The 522-nt window shown below is 55.7% G+C and carries 1 rRNA gene; it reads left to right on the top strand.

Annotated features, from left to right (window positions below):
* Nucleotides 1-522: ribosomal RNA gene (locus IEX78_RS24015) — 23S ribosomal RNA — on the top strand; the annotation flags it as partial.

Below are 522 nucleotides of genomic sequence, written 5' to 3'. Positions count from 1 at the left end.
ACCCGGCAGGGGTTGTCAACGCGGTGTTGTGGGGCTTCTTTTCCTGATTCTGCCGGATCAGGCGAGAGTGAGAAACCAAGAGGTTAGTCGAAGTGGTCTGGAACGGCCTGTCGTAGAGGGTGAGAATCCCGTAGACGAAAATCTTTTGGCTCTCGTAAGGAGTTCCCGAGTAGCAGCGGGCCCGTGAAATCTGCTGTGAATCTGCCGGGACCACCCGGTAAGCCTGAATACTCCCTGGTGACCGATAGCGGACTAGTACCGTGAGGGAAAGGTGAAAAGTACCCCGGGAGGGGAGTGAAATAGTACCTGAAACCGTGCGCTTACAATCCGTCAAAGCCCCCGTGGTGGGGTGATGGCGTGCCTTTTGAAGAATGAGCCTGCGAGTCATCGATGTGTGGCGAGGTTAACCCGTTGAGGGGTAGCCGTAGCGAAAGCGAGTCTGAATAGGGCGTTTGAGTCGCACATTATGGACCCGAAGCGGAGTGATCTACCCATGGCCAGGGTGAAGCAGCTGTAAGAGGT

It is taken from the genome of Nocardia camponoti (genome assembly GCF_014646135.1).
In the GTDB taxonomy this organism is placed as follows: Bacteria; Actinomycetota; Actinomycetes; order Mycobacteriales; family Mycobacteriaceae; genus Nocardia; species Nocardia camponoti.
The sequence above is the reverse complement of the archived record's forward strand: the minus strand, read 5'-3'. Positions and strand labels throughout refer to the sequence as shown.